We start from the raw sequence: 22481 nt of genomic DNA on the forward strand, positions 1-22481 counted from the left end.
ATTTCTTTATACTAAAATTGATTTCGGCTCCAGATACTCTTCTAATCCGTAAGCTCCGAATTCTCTGCCTATCCCAGACTGCTTAAAACCACCAAAAGGAGCTAAAGGATCATGCTTAAAGCCATTAACACAAACTCTTCCCGCTTCAATCTGCGAAGCCACATTCAGGGCACGTTTCTCATCTGAGGAAGATATATAAGCAGCTAACCCATAAGCTGTATCATTAGCTATTGCCACCGCTTCTTCTTCATTATCATATGGAATAATAGAAAGTACAGGACCGAAAATTTCTTCCTGTGCAATTCTCATATCATTCCTTACATTGGTAAAAATAGTCGCTTTTACAAAGTTCCCGTTTTCAAGACCGTGAGGCTTTCCTGTACCACCAGCTAATAAATCAGCTCCTTCTTCTACCCCAAGCTGAATATAAGACTGTACTCTTTCATATTGTTTTGCAGAAACCATTGGCCCTACATTCGTATCTTCATTTTCCGGATTACCAACCACAACCTGTTGAGCAGCTACTTTTGCAATTGCATTCACTTCTTCCATTTTTGATCGGGGAACGAGTAAACGGGTAGGTGCGATACAAGCTTGTCCGCTATTCATATAAGCCCCAAAAACAGCCTGTGGAATTACCGTATTCAGATCTGAGTCATCAAGAATAATATTAGGAGATTTCCCTCCAAGTTCCAGCGTTACCCTCTTCATTGAATCTACTGCTCCTTTTGCTATCATTTTTCCTGTCTGAGTAGAACCTGTAAATGATATTTTTGCAATATCATGATTGTTAACAATTTCATTTCCTACGACATCCCCTAATCCATTCACTACGTTAAAAATTCCCTTAGGAAGTCCTGCACTATGAAAACACTCTATAATAATCTGAGTCTGTAATGCACTCATTTCACTAGGTTTCACTACTACAGTACAACCTGCTGCAACAGCAGTCGCAAATTTACTGCAGATAAAGCTATTACTGGAATTCCAGGGGGTAATAATCCCCACTACTCCTACCGGAGTCATCTGCACCAAAGTATTTCCTGCTTTTCTGGAAAATTCAAAATGACGTAACGTTTCAATCATATTATCGAAAGCACTCACCATATTCTGAAAACTCATTATGGAAAACTGTCTTGTTCCCCCATATTCCAGAATCATGGTTTCAATAAGATCATTTTTTCTTTGTTTTACAGCTTTTTGCAGGTTTTCTAAAATTGTAATACGTTGTTCAATACTCGTTTTTGAGAATGTTTTAAAAGCTTCTTTCGCCGCAGCAACAGCTTTTTGAGTATCTGTTTCATCTCCTAATACAACCTCTCCTATTTTCTGATGATTTGATGGATTGATCAACTCAAAGATTTCTTTACCATGTAAGCTTGTAAATTCGCCATCAATGTAGGCTTTGTCTATACTTTTCATATGTATTTATTTAAATTTTATAGGACAAAGTTCCGATAATTACAAAGCCATCATTTTGTTGTAAAGCTCAATTAAACTTTGTTAAAAAGCTCAAAAAAAAAAGAATGATTTACTATTCAAAAAAAGCTAATTGTACTAATTTTATGACAACCATATAGGGGAAAATCAGCAATGTTTTATATAAGAACGATCTCCCAACACGGTAAAAACGATCCTTATTCAAAACAACTCAGGTTAGAAATGGGTCAACTTATCTTAAATTAGAAAATAAACAACCTATATACACTTAAATATAAATAACTGAAAACTAAAAGACTAAACCTTTATGATCTAAAATGAGAGCCCTCAGTCCACAAAAAAGACTAAAAAAATGTTTTATCGTAAAGAATTTTATATATTTGCACCATCTAACAATTAAAAAAATAATTTACTATGTCAGACATTGCATCAAGAGTAAAAGCTATCATCGCTGATAAGCTTGACGTTGAAGAAACAGAAGTAACTCCTGAAGCTAGCTTCACTAACGATTTAGGAGCTGATTCACTAGATACAGTTGAGTTAATCATGGAATTTGAAAAAGAATTTAATATTCAAATCCCTGATGATCAAGCTGAAAAAATTACTACTGTAGGACACGCTATCGCTTACATCGAAGAAGTAGTAAATAAATAATATTCTTCAACAAAAAAGAAATTAAACAAAGTTTATGGAATTAAAAAGAGTAGTTGTAACCGGGTTTGGAGCAATAACACCAATAGGAAATAATGCAAAAGAATACTGGGAAAATCTTGTAAAAGGTGAGAGCGGTGCCGCTCCGATTACTCTTTTTGATGCCACAAACTTTAAAACAAAGTTCGCTTGCGAAGTCAAGAATTTCGATCCATTACAGCATTTCGAGAAGAAAGAGTCTAAAAAAATGGACCGAAATACCCAATTGGGACTTGTTGCTGCCAGAGAGGCTGTAGCACATTCCAGAATTATGGAAGACAATGTAGATAAAAACAGAGTCGGTGTAATTTGGGGTTCCGGAATCGGAGGCTTAGAGACGTTTGAAACGGAAGTACTAGGATGGGCAAATACGGAAATCCCGAGATTTAATCCATTCTTTATCCCAAAAATGATTGCGGATATCACTCCTGGCCATATCTCTATTGAATACGGTTTCCACGGACCAAATTATACTACTGTATCTGCTTGTGCTTCTTCAGCAAATGCGATAATTGATTCCAAAATGCTTATCCAATTAGGAAAAGCAGACGTTATTGTATGCGGAGGCTCTGAAGCAGCCGTTACAGCAAGTGGTGTCGGTGGATTTAATGCAATGATGGCACTTTCTACAAGAAATGATGATCCGAAAACAGCTTCAAGACCTTTTGACAAAGACAGAGATGGATTTGTATTAGGTGAAGGTGCAGGAACGATCATTCTTGAAGAATATGAGCACGCTGTAAAACGTGGTGCTACAATTTATGCAGAATTATTAGGAGGAGGTTTAAGTGCTGATGCACATCACATGACTGCCCCTCACCCTGAAGGCCTTGGCGCTTATCTGGTAATGAAGAGCTGTTTGGAAGACGCAGGTTTAACTGCTGATGAAGTAGATCATATCAACATGCATGGTACATCTACTCCATTAGGAGACATCGCAGAATCCAATGCAATCTCAAGATTATTAGGCGAGCATGCTTATGATATTCAGATTAATTCTACAAAATCAATGACTGGCCACCTTTTAGGAGCAGCCGGAGTTATTGAGGCTATCGCTGCGTTAGGAACTATTATTCATGGTATTGTTCCTCCTACCATCAACCATTTTACTGATGATGAAAATATTGACAGCAGACTAAACTTTACGTTTAATACAGCTGTGAAGAAAGATGTAAAAGTAGCCATGAGCAATACTTTTGGATTTGGCGGGCATAATGCTTGCGTTCTATTTAAGAAAATCTAAATTCAATGAATGGAGTTACAGAAATACTTTTCTAAATTCCTTCTCAAAAAAAGAAAAAGACAATTAACGGAAAGAGACTTTTTCCTTAGTACCGAGCTTAAAAAAGTATTGGGTACAGAGGTACAAAATATTGCTCTTTACCGTGAAGCTTTTTCTTTAAAAAATTCTTCTAAAAATCAAGACAGCAACTATGAGAGACTTGAATTTTTGGGAGATTCTGTTTTGGGTACAATTATTTCTTGTCATTTGTTTCAGACCTATCCTCAAGCCAATGAAGGATACCTGACACAGATGAAATCTAAGATTGTTAATAGGAAAAACCTTAATAAATTAGGAGAAGACCTTAAGCTTACCAGTTTTTTGCAAAAGCAAAACAGTTCATCAGCTTTAGGTGAGAATATCTCCGGAAATTTATTTGAAGCCTTAATCGGTGCCGTTTATTTAGACTTCCATTATGATGCCTGTAAAAGGATTATTCTGGAAAAATTACTGACGCCTTCCGAAATAAACAAGCTAGAAAATAAAATTGTAAGCTATAAGGGCCTCCTTCTAGAATGGAGCCAAAAGAAGAAGGTAAACATAAAGTACGAAACCTGTGAGGAAATACAGGTCAATAAGTCGGTTGTATTCAGATGCCATGTATGGCTGGGAGATGAGAAAATTGCCAATGCAACAGAAACTTCCAAAAAGAAAGCTGAAGAAAAGGCTGCGCAAAGGGCATTTTATATTTTAAATAAAAAAGAAAATATACTTGGAAATTCAAAAACTTTATGATCTGGATGAGATAGAATTTGAAGATATTGCCATAGGATTGGTAAGATTAGCAAAAGATATACCCGCTCACGAGTTTTTCTACCAAATAAATAAAACAAATAACCTCAGTTTTTCAAGAAAAAAAGATCTTGTCTTTCACGGAGGCTATTATGATTATTTTTTTCCAAGATTTGAAGCCTATCACAAGTTTTCTAAAACCTGTTTTACATTTATTTCAAACAAATCTTCTGAAAGTAAGCAAAAAAAAGTTCAAACTGAACTTTTTACAGAAGAAGAAAACATTAAATTTTTATTAAATAATCAGGTAGATGTAGAATATATTTTGCATAGTTCGGAACAGTTTCCTGATTTTTCCGTAATTTTGCTCCCTGAAAATCTTGTGTTTCCAATTCAAGATTACACACTGAGTTCTGATGAGGAACTTTATCAAATTATCCAGTATTATGAATAAGTATTTAAAGAAGACAAAAATTATCGCAACACTAGGGCCTGCTTCATCATCGAAGGAGGTTATGTTAGATTTAATGAAAGCGGGTGTTGATATTTTCAGAATAAATTTTTCACATGCAGATTACGACTTAGTTCGATCAAATATTGAAATAATTAGAGAGCTAAACAGCGAGTATGGTTATTCAGTGGGTATTCTGGGAGATCTGCAGGGGCCGAAATTAAGAGTAGGCGTTGTAAAAGAAGGTTCTTATCTGAACCCTGGAGATATTCTTACCTTCACTAATGAAAAGATGGAAGGTGACTCTACCAAGGTTTATATGACATACCAACAGTTTCCACAGGATGTAAAAGTAGGGGAAAGAATCCTTATTGATGATGGGAAGCTTGTATTGGAGGTTATTGAAACCAATGAGAAGGATACTGTAAAAGCTAAAACAATCCAAGGCGGACCTCTAAGTTCTAAGAAAGGAGTGAACCTGCCTAATACCCAGGTATCTCTTCCTGCATTGACAGAAAAGGATGTTCAGGATGCCAACTTCATGCTTGATATGGAAGTTGACTGGATGGCCCTTTCTTTTGTACGTCATGCTCAGGATATTATCGACCTTAAAGAATTAATTGCAAAACATCCAAATGGTAAATTCAAAACTCCAATTATTGCGAAGATTGAAAAACCTGAAGGGGTAAAAAATATTGAAGAAATTCTATTAGAATGTGACGGACTGATGGTTGCCCGTGGTGACCTGGGTGTGGAAGTTCCAATGGAAGAAGTTCCTGCTATCCAGAAAAATCTGGTAGAAAAAGCAAGATTCTATTCTAAACCGGTTATCATTGCTACTCAGATGATGGAAACGATGATCAACAGCTTAACGCCAACAAGAGCGGAAGTAAATGATGTTGCCAACTCTGTACTGGACGGAGCGGATGCGGTAATGCTATCAGGAGAAACTTCTGTAGGAAGGTATCCGGTACAGGTTGTGGAAAACATGGCGAAAATTGTTAAAAACATTGAGACTACTCATTTCTATCAACATAAAAATGAACCTATTGAAAAAGACTACAACTGTATCGATGAGAGATTCATCACTAACAGAGTATGTCTTGCAGCAGTAAGAATTGCTAAAACAACTAATGTTTCTGCTATTGTAACCCTTACCCATTCTGGCTATACAGCTTTCCAGCTTGCGGCTCACAGACCGAATTCCCAAATCATTGTGTACAGTGGTAACAAAAGAGTTATTACTATGCTGAACCTTCTTTGGGGTGTTCATGCTTATTATTATGATATGAAGAAGTCTACTGACGAAACGATTATCCAGGTGAATATGTTAACGCATAATTATGGTTTTATTGAAACCGGAGATTTCGTAATCAACATCAATGCCACCCCATCTTATGAAGGTGGAAAAACAAATACATTGAGATTGACTACCGTCTAATATAAAAGAAAAGGCAAATTATAGGTAGTTTGCCAACATCTATAAAACGCTCCCGGAAATTAATTTCCGGGAGCGTTTATTTTACCATATAAAGTTCGTATCATAACACATCATCTTGCATGATACAAAATATTAATTTCCTACGATAGTCTTTGCCGTCACAAATTCTTTTAAAGCGAATAGCGATAGCTCTGTACCATATCCTGAAGCTTTACTTCCTCCAAATGGGAAGCGAGGGTCAGAACTCGTCATTCTGTTGATATTGACCGTTCCGGATTCCAGGTTTTCAATAAAGAATAACTGACGTTCTACTTTCTTCGTCCAAACAGAGTTTGACAGTCCGAAAGGAATATCATTTGCCATCTGTAAAGCTTCCTCATCATTCTTAGAGGTCATTATCATTCCAAGAGGTCCAAAAAGTTCTTCTTTTAGAATAGGATTGCCTTCCTGAACTCTGATTAGGCCGGGTTTAAATTCGTTCTCAGAAATTCTTTCCAGAGGAATAATGATTTCTGCCCCATTTTCCAACGCTCTGTTGAATTGAGCTTCCAATTCATCGGCTAAGTCTGGTCTTGCCATCCCTGACAACTTAGTTTCCTTATTTAAAGGATCTCCAATCTCATATTTTTTATATTCTTCAATGAATTTTGGTAAAAACTCATCTTCAATCTTTTCATCAATAATAAATCTTTTCGCAGCAGTACAGGTTTGCCCACAGTTTTGAAGTCTCGATTTTGCTCCAGCTTTTGCAGCACTATCCAGATCCGCATCCTCAAAAATGATAAAAGCATCACTTCCCCCTAGTTCAAGTAAAGATTTTTTGATATTTAGACCAGCTATCGAAGCAACTTCACCACCTGCCTTTCCGCTGCCTGTCAAGCTCACTCCTTTTACAACATCATGTTCAAGAATTTCCTTTACAGCCTGATGCCCTACTTCAAGATTCTGAAAAATTCCTTCTGGAAACCCTGCCTCCAAAAGAACATCTACTATTGCATTTCCACTTCCGAAACAAATTGAAGCATGTTTCAAAACCACTGTGTTTCCTGCCAAAATAGCCGGAACAGCAAATCTCAATACCTGCCAGAAAGGAAAATTCCAAGGCATTACACCTAGAATCACCCCTTTTGGAGCATAATGCACTTCAGAGTAAGTAAATTCAGATTCAACTCTTTCAGGTTTTAGAATATTTTCAGCAGCGGCATAATAATTCATCATTAATGCACACTTTTCTACCTCAGCAATTGATTCTGAAATAGGTTTATTCATTTCCGTAGTAATGATCCTTCCAAACTTCTCTGAATTATCTTTTAAAATTTCTGCTGCTTTGGCAATTAACTTCTGTCTTTCCTCAAACGACACTTTTCTCCACACTGAAAACGCTTTATCTGCTTTAATAAGCTTGCTTTCAATTAATTGTTCCATAATATAATTTCTGTTTTAAATTCAGCTAATGAATTTATGAGTGCTTTCATTTTAAAAGCACGCTGAAATCAGCAAATTCCATTCCCTAAGGGTCAATAAAAAAATGATTTTCTCTATCGGAAAAATAGAACCTTACCTTATATCATTAGCCATTCATTCACCAGACATGCTGCCAGCCTTGCCGTCCTGTCCTGAATATCGAAAGACGGATTAACTTCAGCTACGTCCAGTGCAACCAGTTTTTTGTTTTTTAAAATATGTCTGTAAAAATGCATAAAGGTTGCATCTGCAAAGATACCATTATAAGCCGAAGCAGAAACCCCCGGAGCGATAGAAGCATTAAAAACATCCATACAAATAGTAAGGTAAGCAAAATCTACGGTATCCAGCAGATCATCAATGCGTTGATAGATCGAGGGAAGATTCTCAAAGAACAATTCATCGGCTAGAATGTATTTCATTCCGTACTGATGTGCGGTATCAAAAAGTTTTAAGGTATTGGAATTCCTCTGAATACCGATATGAAGAGAATTAATAGGTTTTTCTTGTGCGATCTGCCAAAATCCTGTTCCGGAACTTGGCCCTACTCCTTTTTCTGGTTGTCTGTTATCAAAATGGGCATCAAGATTAATGATTCCTATTTTCTGTTCCGGAAAGGCCGTTTTAACGCCTAAATAATGAGCATACGTAACTTCATGCCCTCCGCCCAGAACAAGAGATTTTCCACCTTTCAAAAGTACTTTTGAAACATTTTTAGCAAGATTATTCTGGGTGTTTTCCAAATTACCGTCTTCACAAGTAACGTTTCCAAAATCAAGCATGGAAAAATCCGGAAGAATAACCGGAAAATTAGACATATTTTTCCTAATCACATCTGGAGCATCTTTTGCTCCCTGACGGCCCTTATTTCTCCTGACTCCTTCGTCCACAGCAAAGCCATGTAAAGCAAAGTCATTGGTTACAATATTGTCATAATTGTGTTCTTCTTTTACTCTCTGAAATAGTCTGTGGAAGAGAAGTTCTTCTCCATCCATTCTACCCTGCCAAATATTTTGAAACATAATTCTTTAAAAATTCAATTTTAGTCACATCATTATATTCAGTAAAGCTAATTAATATTGTTTATATAAAAAAACAATATCAGTGTTTAGTCACCCTTCATTAAAAAGCAAATGTGGAAGAGAGTTCTTCCACATTTGTTTATTTTTGTTAAAGTAAAATTTACTTTTAGTTCTCTGTATAATATTTAAAATACTGCCAGTATTTATCTTTAAAAATTCCGGGAGAGATTCTATATTCTGGATTATCCTGCTTTATCGCATTGAAAACTTTAGAAATCTTCCTAAAATCCTTTCCTGCAAAGTAACTTTCCTTTACATTATCAGCACTTTCTCTTCCAATATACAGATATTCTTCTCCTTGTAGTTCGTCAATCACTTTATTTTCAATATCGCTTAATTTTTCGAAATCCTCTTTTTCAGGGAGCCCATCATTATTATCTCCATCATAGTAAATTTTAAGTACCGCCACCCATGGGTAGGAAGTTTTTGCATCATATTTTAGTAAAGACATATCCATACAGGCAAGAAGAGGTCTGCCATTTTCCAGGTCAGCTCTTAGAATTGAAAATTCGGCTTCCTTATCAGCTCTCTCTGCACTTTTATACTTTTCTACAAATTCTCTTTCCCTCCATTGCAGAAAATCCTTCAGCTTTTCAATAGGGACAAGTTCTTTCTCAGCTTCGTTTATCCCAACAACCGTAAAGGTATCGATCTGCGTTGCAAAGTTTAATTCTCCTAAGTAGTTATCCAAAAAGATACAGACTCCTGTAGTGATTTTATCTTTATTTTCGGCATTGCCTTTAAAGACAAAAACAAGATCAATCTCATCCGGATATTCTTCCTGTTCATTGGAATAGAAGAAAATAGTATCCTTAGAGAATTGATAATCGCCCATACTGACACTAATCTGCTGTATATCCATTGCAGGTTTTAGCGCTGTAAATTTCCAATGGCTGAGTTTGGGAGCAGCATCAATGAGTTCTTCTGCAAAAACAATATTCTTTATTTCTCCTTCTACAGTAATAATCAATTCTGCGGTAATATCATCAGACATTCCGGTCAGGAAATAATATCCCTCATTCACCTGATTAAGTTTAGGAGCGATAACATCAAAAAAATCTTTTTCAATAGCTTTCACATCTTTTTTTTCAACAACTTCATAAAAATTCTTTTCCATTGTTAAAAACCAATCCCAAAATTCTCGGTAATTAAGTTTCAGTTCATTGTGTTTTTCTTCCATATACTCAATAGGTTTTTTACTATTTAATCAATACTATTTCCGTTAATATAAACATGTTCTGCTTTTAAACTTCCCTGATTATAAAGTACATTTTGGAAATTATTGGTTTTAAAGGTAACAAAATCGGCCTTTTTCCCCACTTCCAGTTTTCCTCTGTCTTCCAGGTTAAGAGCATATGCAGCACGGAAAGTCATTCCTGCCAGTATTTCAGCAGTTGTTAATTTTTGGAAGGTAGCTAAAATTGAAGCCTGGGTAATTAAATTCCCCATTGGGGCAGATCCCGGATTCCAGTCACTTGCAATAGCCACAATAGCTCCTGCGTCAAGTAATTTTCTGGCAGGAGTAAATTTTTCTCCTAATCCTAAGCTTGCTCCCGGAAGAGCAGTAGCCACTGTATCAGACTGAGCTAAAAATTCAATATCTTCATCAATCGTCGCCTCTAAATGATCAGCAGATTTAGCACCTACTTCCACAGCAATTCTTGAACTCCCCGGGGTAAACTGGTCTGCATGAACGGTAATTTCAAAACCTAATTCTTTAGTTTTAAGCAAGAAATCTTTACTTTCTTCGGGCTGGAATGCCGATTTTTCAATAAAGATATCCACACGTTTCGCTAAATCTTCTTCTTTTACTTTTGGTAAAATCTCGGTAATGATATAGTTTAAATATTCAGAATTGCTTCCTTCAAAATCTCTAGGTTTTAAATGAGCAGAGAGACAAGTGGAAACTAATGTTGCTTTTGTAGAATTCTGTGCCTTTTTTATGATACGAAGCATTTTCAACTCGTTTTCCACATCCAGGCCATATCCGCTTTTCACTTCAATGGTTGTAATTCCTAAGTCAACAAGGAAATTGATTCTTTCTAAAAGGGTTTTCAGTAATTCTTCTTCCGAAGCATTTCTTGTATGCTGTACAGAGCTCCAGATTCCGCCGCCACTTTCTGCAATTTCCAGGTATGTCTTACCCGCATTACGCATTGCAAAGTCATTGGCACGGTTACCTCCGAAACATATGTGGGTATGAGAGTCTACAAAGGCAGGAAGAACAATCTGATCTTCTTCTATCTGTTCGATTTCTATGTTGGGGTTTTCTAATTTTAATGTTTCAAAGTTTCCAATTTTTTGGATGACATTGTGATTAACTACAATTCCTCCATCAACAATAATTTCGATTTGATCATCGGAAAGTTTTCCTCTTAAAGGTAAGTTGGCAAGTGTTACTACCTGCTTAAATGGTCCTATTAATTTCATGTATTAAGGCTAAAGGTTAGAAAATGAATTATAATGTTTTATAATTTTCAATATTTAGATGCTTGCGGCATCATAAGGCAAGTGTCCGGTTAGTTATTCCGAAGGAATCCGAACAGATTAAAAAAGTAAATCGGTAATAATTCAATTTTTAATTACTCTCAAAAATAATCAAAATATCCCAAATATTTCAATCTTATCTGCCCTCATTTTTAACCTGGAGCTAAAGCCAGGCCTCAATATTAACCTTTTCTTATTCTACTCCTCAACCTTATTCTAAATTTCCTATCTTTGAGGTAAATGAAATGAATTAATGCCAGATTTTTTACATCCAGATAAAGAAAACTACTCACGAGAGGAGCTGATGCAGGAAGAGCAAATACGTCCTCAGAGCTTTAAAGATTTTGCAGGACAGAGAAAAACACTGGAAAATCTTGAGGTTTTCGTGACTGCTGCCAAAAGACGTGGCGGTGCACTGGACCATGTTTTGTTACATGGGCCTCCAGGTCTTGGAAAAACAACTTTAGCCAATATTATAGCCAATGAGCTTGGGGTAAACTGCAAAATCACTTCGGGCCCTGTATTGGATAAGCCGGGAAGTTTAGCTGGTTTACTAACTAATCTGGAAGAAAATGATGTTCTTTTCATTGATGAGATTCACCGTCTTTCTCCGATTGTAGAGGAATATCTATATTCTGCCATGGAGGATTATAAAATCGACATCATGCTGGAGACAGGTCCTAATGCAAGAAGTGTACAGATCGGGCTGAATCCTTTTACATTAGTTGGGGCGACTACCAGAAGTGGTATGCTTACCAAGCCAATGCTTGCCCGATTTGGAATTCAAAGCAGGCTGGAATACTACTCTATTGAACTTTTATCAATGATTATTCAAAGAAGTGCAAGAGTGCTGGGTGTTGCTATTTATGAGGATGCTGCTATTGAGATTGCGAGAAGAAGCCGCGGAACTCCCAGAATTGCCAATGCACTGCTAAGAAGGGTAAGAGATTTTGCAGAGATCAAAGGGAATGGTGAAATAGAGATAACTATTACCAAGTACGCGCTAAATTCTCTGAATGTAGATGAGTTCGGACTGGATGAAATGGACAATAAGATCATGCGGGTCATGATTGAAAACTTCAAAGGAAAACCAGTGGGAATTTCTGCTCTGGCAACTTCAATTGCTGAAAATCCTGAAACATTGGAAGAGGTATACGAGCCATTTTTGATTCAGGAAGGGTTCATTATCAGAACTCCAAGAGGCAGGGAGGTTACAGATAAAGCTTATAAACATTTAAATATTGCATTACCCCGAAATCCGGGAGAGCTTTTTTAACTAAAGCTCAGGGTTTAAAACTTAGTGAAAGTTTATGTTCATACCTAAATTATACAGAAGTGAAGATTATGATGTGATGAAACAGATCATCAGAGAAAATTCTTTTGCTTTACTCATTTCATCGGTGGATAAAATCCGCGCTACTCATTCTATGATGATTCTGAATGAGGATGATTCTGAAAATCCTTATATTGAAGCTCATATTTCAAGAGCTAATCCGCAGGCAAAAACATTGAAGAACGGCGATGAAGTTCTATGCGATTTTTTAGGGGCTCATACTTATATATCCAGCAGTTGGTATGATCACGTCAATGTTTCTACATGGAACTATGAGGCGGTACAGATTTATGGTAAAATTGAAGTAATGAATCATGATGAACTCTATGCTCATTTAGAAAAACTAACTTCAAAATACGAAAAATTCCAGCAGTGCCCAATGATGGTAAAAGATATGGGAAAGGAGTTTGTGGAAAAAGAGATGAAAGGTGCTTTTGGAGTTAAAATTCTTCCTACCGAAATATTTATCAAACAGAAGCTGTCTCAAAACAGAAAAGAAGCAGATTTTCATAATATCATTTCTCATCTTGAAGAATCAGATGATAATGCCAGAAAGATTGCTGACAAAATGAAATCAATAAAAAAATAATCAAAATATACATATGAAGCTATATCCAATACAATGTGGAAAATTTAAACTGGATGGCGGTGCCATGTTTGGAGTCGTCCCAAAGAGTCTGTGGGAAAAAACTAACCCGGCAGACGAAAAAAACCTAATCGAGCTTGGAACACGTTCCCTGCTTATTGAAGACGGAAAGAAACTTATTCTGGTAGACTGCGGTCTTGGTAACAAACAGGATGATAAATTTTTCGGCCATTATTCTCTTTGGGGAGATGATAATCTTGATAAAAATTTAAAAAAATATGGTTTTGTAAAGGAAGATATTACGGATGTTTTCCTTACCCACCTTCACTTTGACCATTGTGGCGGTGCTATAGAGTGGAATGATGACAGAACCGGATACAGATCTGCTTTTAAAAATGCACACTTCTGGACAAATGAAAATCATTGGCAATGGGCAACGGAGCCTAATGCAAGGGAAAAGGCTAGTTTCCTTAAAGAAAACATTATGCCTATTCAGGAAAGCGGACAACTAAACTTTCTACCACTTCCTACAACCGGCAATTACGGTTTTGCACCGGATCTGAAGATGGATGTCATATTTGTAGATGGGCACACAGAAAAGCAAATGCTTCCGGTTATTCAATATCAGGAAAAAACCGTTGTATTTGCTGCAGATCTTATTCCTACTGCAGGACACATCAATCAGGTGTATGTGATGGGATATGACACAAGACCTCTTTTAACATTGGAGGAGAAAGGTAAGTTTCTAAAACAATGTATAGATAATGAATATTTACTTTTCTTTGAACATGATGCTCACCACGAGCTGGCAAGTCTTAAAATGACTGAAAAAGGGGTAAGACTTGATGAGACTTTCAGCTTTAATGATGTTTTTGGATATTAATTTTTAAATATGGAGGAATTGCATTCTGAAACACAGCAAGCGGAACCGGAACCCAAGATCATAGGATTAACAGGTGGAATTGGTTCTGGAAAGACTACAGTAGCTCATTTTATTGAGGAATTCGGTTTTCCGGTTTACTATTCTGATGACCGGGCAAAAGCCATCGTCAATGAGAGTGAAGACTTAAAGGTCAAAATTAAAGAACTGCTAGGAGAAAAGGCTTATGATAAAGACGGCCTTTACGACAGAAAATTTGTTGCAGAAAACGTTTTTAATAATAAAGATCTTCTTCACCAATTAAATGAAATCATCCATCCGGCAGTGCGAATTGATTTTGAAAATTGGGTGAAAAAGCAGACTAAATATTTAATTTTCAAAGAAACAGCATTGTTATTTGAATTAAAACTCAACAGACAATGTTATAAATCTCTTTTGGTAACTGCTGAAGATAACATCAGAACTAAGAGAGTCATGGACAGGGATCATAAGACCTACCGTGAAGTAGAAGCTGTCATGGAAAAACAAATGTCAGAAAGAGACAAAATCAAAATGGCGGATTGCATTATCTACAATAACACTAATCTGGAGGAACTAAAGGAACAGACTGAAAAAGTAATCTTTAGTATTGAATAAATAAAAGAGGCTACCCTAAAAGGAAAGCCTCTTTTTCTGTCCAGAAAGAGTACACTTTATCCCAGCTTTTAGATCGTATAAAAAGTTTTCTGTCAACCCTCAACCATAATAAAAAAGACTACGTATAGCCTTAACAGGATGCTTTATTACTCATTTACAGATCCTATTTGAATGGATGACAGAGCAAAGAATAAAGTGGAAGATATTTTATTCTATCTCTTTTATTTCAATCACATAAGCTACTATCAAAAATTTTTCATAGAGCAAAAAAAAAGCCTCCGTTTCCGGAGGCTTATTCTATGTGAAATTTAGCTATTATTCTTTAATAAATTTCTTTTGAACAGTTTTACCATTATCATCGATATCTATTACATAAACACCGTTAATCAATCTGCTTACGTTGATTTGGTTATTTAATAGGATACCATCTGCGATTACCTGCCCTGCTGAATTGTAGATTTTATATTTAGCTCTTTTGCTAATATTTTTCACAAACAATACTGAGCTTACCGGGTTAGGATAAATCATAATGTCAGTCTGATCAAGAGGATTAGCAACTACCGGTTTAGAAATTCTTACCGTATAGTCTTCAACCTCTCCGTTTTTGAAGCCGATACAATTCACTGGAATACCATCTCTCTCCATTGCGACTCTCATTACAACATATTTGTAATCAGTCATACTTACAAAGGCATCCACAGGAACATTGAATTTCCCTGATACCGGGCTTGTAGTATTTGGAGGTGAAGTAAATACTCTTTCATTGATATCAAACTCTCCATTTCTGTTGAAGTCGATCCATACTGCAATTCCTTCATTGTAGGTATTTCCAGTCCATTTCTTCTCAATAATGATTTCATTATCTGTAGATCCTTGAATCAATTCTATGAAAGTCTTAGGAACGCCTGTATAATCTGTATAAGTTGATGCTCCTGATTCATTTTCCATAGTCTTTTTACCATTCGGCTTAACTGTAACTTTAGAAATATGTTCTCCTGTTGAACTTCCTGAAGCCATTTTACAATACACCACAGTAGGAGTTGTAAAGTAGTATGGAGGAGTATAAGTTCCAGGTGTACCACTACAGATATTTACAACCTGCATTTCATATTTTGTCAGTTCAGTAAGACCTGTTAATACTAAATTATTAACTAATGATGGAACTTCAGTCCAGCTAGGAATACCTACTTTTCTGTATCTAAGAAGATAGGTCGCTCCCGGGAACGGATCCCACTTAACTTCCGCTGATGTTGGTAACAATTGGGTAATCGTTAAACCAGGAGGAGGAAGCTGGCATATTCTTTCCGTAGTAAATACTTTCGGATTTGAATATGGATTCATCGTTGTTTCTCCGTTACACTTATTAGCAATCTGCACTTCATACGTTGTATATGGCTCTAAAGGAGTCACACTTCCTAGTACATATGTATTGGTAGGAGGAGCAGGAAGATTAACATTATTCCATGTTGTAGTCCCTACTTTTCTCCATTGCATATAGTAGGTAGCACTTGGTACAGTTGGGTTCCATGTAACCAATGCAGTGGTTGGGGTAATATTAGTAACTGTAACACTTGGAGGCGTTGGGTCACATCTTGTAGTGAATGTTTTTATTGCAGTAGCAGTTCCTACCACATCTCCGCAAATCGCTGCAATTTCAACTTCATAAGTTGTAGCTGGCGTCAATCCATTGATTATAAGTGGAATATTTGCTAACAGTGTAGAAGCATACACCTGAGTCCATGCTGTAGTTCCCTGAACTCTGTATCTCACAACGTAGCTTACCCCTGCCCCTGTAATATTAACTGTAACAGAAGTGTGTGTAGCTACAAATGTAGGAGCATTTGGAGTAGCATTGCTACATGGTCTTATTTTCACCTTATAGTCTTCTACTTCTCCGTCTATTGCATTTTGGCACATAACAGGAGCACTTGTACGTTTCAAGACAACTCTCATTGTAGTTGTAAGTGCACCAGTATAAGCAGTTGAAGGAACAGAGAATGTAGCAGTAACAGGAGTAGCTGTACTTGCAGCAGAAACCAGAATTTTTTCTGCATCTGTAAATTGTCCGTTTCTGTCAAAATCAATCCATGCTGTTACAGCGTCATTTCCTGTAGAACCAGTCCAACCTTTTGCTACAGAGATTTTATTATTTTGAGAATTAACATCTAAAGTAATAAGTGTCTGAGGGGTTGCGTAACTGATATAATTCGTTTGCACTGAAGTATTATTCATCACAGGAACTCCCAGGTTTGAAGAAGTAACGGTTACATTTGAAATATGATCGTTAGTTCCGGTACCTGTCATCGGACAGTAACTTAATGGCGGTGTTGTGAATGTTACTGATGAAGAGTACCCTCCTGTAGAAGTACCGCATTTCGTAGAAATCTGAACTTCATAGTTAGTCTGCTCAGTAAGACCAGTAATGGTATAGAAATTCTGACCTGCAGGTACTGTAATGGTCTGCCATGTACCACTAGGTGCTACTCTATATCTAATTGTATATGTTCCACCAACTGTTGAAACCCATGATACTGTAGCTGTAGTAGCAGTAACGCTATTCACTGTAATATTTGTTGGAGCAGCAGTTGTACAAGTTTGAGAATCTACAAACTTCACAGCATAGTCTTCAACTTCTCCCTGTGTAAATGATCCACAAGCATTAGCGGTATCATAATATCTCATGACAACACGCATACGGGTAGGAAGAGTACCTGTATAAACAAGCCCACTTACTGTTGTAGGTACAACGAAATTTGCAGTTACCGGAGTTGTTGTATTATAGGTAGTATTCAGTATTCTTTCACTTATTTCAAAAGTACCGTTTCTGTTAAAATCTACCCATGCAGCCACGCTATAAGAAGTAGCAGAAGCCGGCCAGTATTTGTTTACAGAAATTTTATTAGTAGTAGAACCTCTTTCCATTATAATGACCCTTGTAGGATCTGTGGTATAATCTTTATAACCATCTGACCCTGAATCACTCACCATAATAGGTGTATTTGTTGGAGTAACGGTTACATTATTAATATACCCGGTTGAAGTAGTACTTGTAGGCCCCGCTGTACAGTAAGTAATAGCAGGGGTAGTAAAGAGTACACTGGATGAATACGCTCCTGTAGTGCCTCCACATACAGTAGCTATCTGTACTTCATACTGAGTCTGTTCCAGTAAATTGTTAAGCAAAACATTACTTGCCAGCAGTGTATTGACATTCACTGATAACCAAGTTCCTGCAGTTACAGGTTTGTATCTTACTATATAAGTAGCATTCGTTGCTGAGGTCCAGGTAACATTAGCTGAGGTAGGTGATATGTTATTCACTGAGATATTGGCAGGAGGTGCTGCTGTACAAGCAGACAGATCAATCAGCCTCACAGCATAATCTTCTACTTCACCATAAGAGAAAGTTCCACAAGCACCAGGGGTTACACTTTCTGCTAAAGCAACTCTCATCTTTGTTGTAAGGTTTCCACTATAAGCAGTTCCCGGTACGGTAAAAGTAGCTGTAACAGGAGTTGTTGTACTACTTGCAGAGTTTAATACTCTTTCACTGGCTTCAAAAACACCATTTCGGTTAAAGTCAATCCAAACCGCTGTTCCAAATCCCCATTGATAATCCGGCCATGTTTTAGCAACACTAACCGTAGCTGTATTACCTCTTACCAGAGTAACCAGTCTTGTGGGATCTGTGCTATAATCTGTATAATTACTAAAGTTTGAGTTACTTACCATAGAAGGAGCACCTAATCCCGTCACCGCAACCTGGCTGATATATCCGTCTATAATTGAACTTGTAGAAGCCGCAGTACAATATGTAATAGCTGGTGTAGTAAAGTTTACACTAGAAGAGAATGCTCCTGTAGTACCTCCACAGATGGTGGCTACCTGAACTTCATATTGAGTCTGTTCTATCAACCCTGCCAATGCCTGGCTGCCTGTAAGGGTTCCCGGTACATTAATAGTTACCCATGGTCCTCCTGCTACAGGTCTGTATCTAACAATATAAGTACCTCCTGTAGCTGCATTCCAGGTAACATTCGCAGTAGTAGCTGTTAAATTACTTACTGCAATATTAGCAGGAGGAGCTGTTGTACAAGCAGTCAAAAGATAACTTACCAGCTGTACTCTTGGAATACTGGCTAGTACATCTTTTGCTACAGGAGGTGATGCAGGATTGGGATTGACAGTATCCTCATAATAAACCATCCCTCTGTTTCCTCCCGTTACATTGTAAGATCCCCAAGCTACACCTGGTGAATCTGAATAACCCGGAGTTTTTTCATTAACAGCAATTACAAGATTATCTGTACCATTCCACTGAAAGGGAGTGGTTAATTGCAAAGTCACCCAGTTTCCATTGGTCAGAGTGGGTAAATCTCCGGAATAAACCTGAGTCAGAGAACTAAACGGAACCCAGTTGGTATTGGATGCAAAAGCGGTTTGGGTTGTATTTCCCATATACACTACCCAATCCTTATAGACATCCTGGGAGGGAACAGCTGTATTCACATAAAATTTTACGGATGTGATATAGGTAGATGTACCTATGGCAGCAGTAACTTCAGCAGCGGTATAAATCTGCTGAGAGTAGCTATACCCGTAGTAGGAACGTATGGGGAGGTACACAGAGGTACCTGTTCCTGTCCCGATCTGACCTGCCTGAGCCGAGACTTTGGATACAAAGCCTGTACAAATCAAACAGAGAAACAGAATTAAAGAGGTAAAGAGTTTCTTCATAATGTTTTCATTATAATGTTAATCATACAAATCTAATCATTTTTTATTATTAATTTACAGGTGCTTTTAGATTTTTTTTGTAAAAATCAAACAATTTATTCACTTATGCTTTAAATAAAGAAATCCCCGGGAAGTCCCGGGGATTTACTAATATTTAAGAGTTAACTCTATTTTTTGATGAATTTAGATTTGAATTGCTCTGCGCCCTTCTCATCTATCGTAATAACGTATCCACCTTTAATTAAAGTTGAAACATTAACTTTTCCATTATTGATATTTCCACTATCTACTAATTGTCCGACGGCACTATAAATTTTATAAGTCGCTTTATCCGAAACTTTAGTTACATTTAGAATATCACTTACAGGGTTTGGATAGATCTGAATACCGTTGTTCTTCACACTAGTTTCAGCAGTTGCAAGGTTATCTGCAATAACTACGTTATAGTCTTCCACTTCTCCATTATAAAACGATCCACATGCAAAAGAATCTGGTATAGTAGCACCAATACTTGCCGCGTTAAGTAAAACTGTAACGACTCTCATTCTTAATGGAGAATTTGTCACCGCCGTAGATGGAACAGTAAACGTTGCAGTTTTTGGAGTAGCTCCAACTGGTAAAGCTGTTCCAACCATATTTAAAACTCTTTCATTAGCTTCAAAAAGACCATTTTTATTGTAATCGATCCATGCAGCCATTCCATTATTTGCAGCACCACTAATTGTTGTAGTAATAGAAACACTGATTGTATTTGAACTATTTGCTTGCAAAGTAGCTTGTAATATCGGATTTGTTGTAAAGTCTGAATATGTTGTTCCTACTGTTGTATTGTTTACTGTACCTAATGTAACATTAGAAATATAATTATACTGTCCACTATCACTTGCTGCTGTACAATACGTTACTGCTGTAGTTACGAAAGTTATTGGATTTGAGAATGTTCCTGCAGTTCCAGAACAAACAGCTGCTACTTGAACTTCATAGCTTGTTCCATCAGCTAAGCCAGACAATGTCACAGTAGGTGTATTAGAGGTTGTTTGTATCCAAGTTGTCTGCCCTGTTTTTCTGTAATTAATAATATAAGTAGCATTTAAAACTGGTGTCCAACTTACAGTAGCTCCGTTTAAGGTAATATTACTTGCTGCCACTCCTGAAGGAGCAGAACCATCACATGCAGAAAATGCCATTACATTAATTTGTCCTATTGCATAGAATACATTATTAATAGATGAAACTCTTAACTTGATTAACTGCCCATTTAAAGATGCAGGGAAAGTAAAACTTTCAGTACCATCATTAGGAGTAGAATCGGCTAACGTAACCCAAGAAGTTCCATTATTTGTAGTATAGTCAATTTTAACATTCGCTACATTATATGGAGCAGCAACTGTATTGGCAACAGCCCATTCTAATACATTTGTAGTACCACCGTTTAAGTACTGAGTATTTACTTTGAAAGGTCCATCATTCCCAACAATAACTTTTTGAATATCATAATCTGCTTGTTGCTGAGCCGGGTTTGGATTATTGTCCCTTACAGTCACTGCAAAATTTGTTGTTCTTGCAACTTTTGAAACTGATTCCCAAGTATTATTGCTATTGTCTAAATATCCATTTAATACAGATTCTAACTTAGGAAAATAACGAGTAGGACTTGTCGTTGGTGTTAACGACCTGAAAGTAGCTCCTGTCAAAGTTGATCCCAAATTAGTCTTATTAATAGTAACACTTGCGTTGTCTACTTCTTCCCAAGTATAAGTCATAGGATCATTTTCGGGATCCGTAGCCGAAGCCGTCAATACAAATGCAGTGCCTTTTGGAATCGTAACATCTGCCATACTTGTAATCACTGGAGGATTATTTACAATTGGAGTTTCTACATCACAAGTTTTATCTATCAGATTATCTTGGATTTGATCTATACTTACTACGTGAAAATATGGATCTGAGTGCGCTTGAACATCTGTAGTAGCACCTGTAATACCTGCGTACCCCATAATTGTAGATCCAGAACCAGGTTCCATATTGGTACCATAAGTTTCCAAAGTCTGTGCAAAAGTGTGAGTTGCTCCCAATTGATGGCCCATTTCATGAGCAACAAAATCAATATCAAATGTATCACCTGATGGCGGCGCAGCAAGAGTTGGGTTTACACTTCCTGTAAGCGGTGAAGTGATTCCCGATCCTTTGCCATAGCCTACTACCTGATCATAACCAGTAGGAAGAGGATCTAAACAAACACAACCTATACACCCTGCATTTCCTCCACCTCCTGAAGCCCCAAATAAATGACCTATATCATAATTTGCCTGCCCTACTTGGGATGCCAAAACATCACGAAGCGAAGTATTCCAAGAAGATGGTGGCTGACTCGCGTTCGTAACTGTCGCATAAGGATCAGATGCAGGATTCGGATAAATAAGAGCCGGATAATTTAATACATTTAAATGCAATGCAAAATCTTTTTCAAAAACAAAATTCACTCTTGTTATTGTAGCATTAATTTGAGCTAAAGCTCCCGCAACACCTCCAAAAAACTGAGTATATTCACCTGTAACAGACATTGCTAATCTTAATGTTCTGTATTGCTTATCGTAACTCTTATTTGTATTACCTACAGCAGTATTACCCAATTGATTTGAAAAAGATTTACCTCTTTTAAGCAGGTTATCAATTTGTTTTACAGAAGAAGGAGCTTCTGCAGTACTACATACAAAAGCCTTGTCACCTGATTTTGCAGTTTTAGGATGTACAGAATATAATCCTGTTGATTTATCTACTGGTTCAATAAATTCATAATTTCCATTGTTAAACAACATTGATTGAAAATCATTTGGTGCCACAGAGAATCTAATACTCTGAGTAGGATCATCAATTGCAGTTCCTACATAAGAACCTAGCTCATATTGATCAGCAAGTTCTTTCACAACAACAGGAAAACTATAAACATTGAAATTTTTAACTTTCCCGTCCAAAGTAGGGATTGAAACAACAATAGGTTTAGCATTTCTTCCCATTTCCTGTGCGTCTTTCAATTTGGATCTTAATTGATTTAGGTCCAATTTGAAATATGACACGACAGTACTGGTTTTAACATCTGTTGGCCTTTTTCGGCTATCTACTTTAGCGCTGGTAGGTGTCCACTGTGCAGTCGCAGAAATACCTATCAAACTACAAATTAAGGCAGTAAATACTCTTTTCATAAATTAAAATACAATTATAATTTTTGCCAAATATAGC

The 22481-nt window shown here is 36.9% G+C and carries 16 protein-coding genes; 9 read left to right on the plus strand and 7 right to left on the minus strand.

Translation table 11 applies throughout. The annotated features are described in order from the left end of the window. Positions 1–6: 6 nt before the first annotated feature. Entirely contained in the window at positions 7–1422 is a 1416-nt protein-coding gene (locus tag AC27VX_RS13865) for an aldehyde dehydrogenase family protein (protein WP_236856205.1), read from the minus strand. Between the two features lie 432 nt (positions 1423–1854). Here AC27VX_RS13865 and AC27VX_RS13870 point away from each other — a divergent pair, with 432 nt between their 5' ends. The 5 genes from AC27VX_RS13870 to pyk are packed head-to-tail and all read left to right on the plus strand — an operon-like array spanning position 1855 to position 6036. Next, positions 1855–2094, plus strand: coding sequence for an acyl carrier protein (locus AC27VX_RS13870; protein WP_002976354.1), 240 nt, complete (start codon positions 1855–1857; stop codon positions 2092–2094). Between the two features lie 34 nt (positions 2095–2128). Continuing rightward, positions 2129–3373, plus strand: coding sequence for a beta-ketoacyl-ACP synthase II (gene fabF, locus AC27VX_RS13875; RefSeq protein WP_236856206.1), 1245 nt, complete (start codon positions 2129–2131; stop codon positions 3371–3373). A 9-nt stretch (positions 3374–3382) separates the two neighbouring features. Then, on the plus strand, positions 3383–4147 hold the full coding sequence (gene rnc, locus AC27VX_RS13880; protein WP_236856207.1) for a ribonuclease III: 765 nt from the start codon (positions 3383–3385) through the stop codon (positions 4145–4147). Beyond that, positions 4125–4598, plus strand: coding sequence for an IPExxxVDY family protein (locus AC27VX_RS13885; protein WP_488696159.1), 474 nt, complete (start codon positions 4125–4127; stop codon positions 4596–4598). The genes rnc and AC27VX_RS13885 overlap by 23 nt, the downstream gene beginning before the upstream one ends. Beyond that, the gene (pyk, locus tag AC27VX_RS13890) at positions 4591–6036 is read left to right on the plus strand and encodes a pyruvate kinase (RefSeq protein WP_236856209.1); all 1446 of its coding nucleotides are present in this window, start codon (positions 4591–4593) and stop codon (positions 6034–6036) included. Before AC27VX_RS13885 ends, pyk begins: the two co-directional genes overlap by 8 nt. A gap of 132 nt (positions 6037–6168) precedes the next feature. On the opposite strand, the gene AC27VX_RS13895 is transcribed toward pyk, so the two are convergent. The 4 genes from AC27VX_RS13895 to hutI all read right to left on the minus strand — a co-directional run bounded on the left by AC27VX_RS13895 (position 6169) and on the right by hutI (position 11012). Further along, entirely contained in the window at positions 6169–7461 is a 1293-nt protein-coding gene (locus tag AC27VX_RS13895) for an aldehyde dehydrogenase family protein (RefSeq protein WP_488696161.1), read from the minus strand. Between the two features lie 137 nt (positions 7462–7598). Then, positions 7599–8522, minus strand: a complete 924-nt coding sequence (gene hutG / locus AC27VX_RS13900) for a formimidoylglutamase (protein ID WP_236856211.1) — start codon at positions 8520–8522, stop codon at positions 7599–7601. Between the two features lie 166 nt (positions 8523–8688). After that, entirely contained in the window at positions 8689–9762 is a 1074-nt protein-coding gene (locus tag AC27VX_RS13905) for a DUF695 domain-containing protein (RefSeq protein ID WP_488696164.1), read from the minus strand. Positions 9763–9785: 23 nt separating this feature from the next. Further along, positions 9786–11012, minus strand: coding sequence for an imidazolonepropionase (gene hutI, locus AC27VX_RS13910; RefSeq protein ID WP_236856213.1), 1227 nt, complete (start codon positions 11010–11012; stop codon positions 9786–9788). Between the two features lie 310 nt (positions 11013–11322). Between hutI and ruvB the strand changes: the two genes are divergently transcribed. The 4 genes from ruvB to coaE are packed head-to-tail and all read left to right on the plus strand — an operon-like array spanning position 11323 to position 14504. Beyond that, positions 11323–12345, plus strand: a complete 1023-nt coding sequence (gene ruvB / locus AC27VX_RS13915) for a Holliday junction branch migration DNA helicase RuvB (RefSeq protein WP_236856214.1) — start codon at positions 11323–11325, stop codon at positions 12343–12345. Positions 12346–12379: 34 nt separating this feature from the next. Then, a complete protein-coding gene (locus AC27VX_RS13920) occupies positions 12380–12991 on the plus strand; it encodes an FMN-binding negative transcriptional regulator (protein WP_236856215.1) in 612 nt (203 codons plus the stop codon). A 13-nt stretch (positions 12992–13004) separates the two neighbouring features. Then, positions 13005–13871 (plus strand): MBL fold metallo-hydrolase, encoded by an 867-nt coding sequence (locus tag AC27VX_RS13925; RefSeq protein WP_236856216.1) that lies wholly within the window; start codon positions 13005–13007, stop codon positions 13869–13871. Positions 13872–13880: 9 nt separating this feature from the next. After that, on the plus strand, positions 13881–14504 hold the full coding sequence (gene coaE / locus AC27VX_RS13930) for a dephospho-CoA kinase (protein ID WP_488696167.1): 624 nt from the start codon (positions 13881–13883) through the stop codon (positions 14502–14504). A 315-nt stretch (positions 14505–14819) separates the two neighbouring features. Here the strand turns inward: coaE and AC27VX_RS13935 are convergent, their stop codons facing one another. Together AC27VX_RS13935 and AC27VX_RS13940 are read right to left on the minus strand one after the other, a co-directional pair. Beyond that, entirely contained in the window at positions 14820–19241 is a 4422-nt protein-coding gene (locus AC27VX_RS13935; RefSeq protein ID WP_488696169.1) for a GEVED domain-containing protein, read from the minus strand. Positions 19242–19408: 167 nt separating this feature from the next. Then, complete coding sequence (locus AC27VX_RS13940) at positions 19409–22444, minus strand: reprolysin-like metallopeptidase (protein ID WP_488696171.1); 3036 nt, start codon at positions 22442–22444, stop codon at positions 19409–19411. Between the last annotated feature and the right edge of the window lie 37 nt (positions 22445–22481).

It is taken from the genome of Chryseobacterium sp. 14P4.3.2 (genome assembly GCF_057799275.1).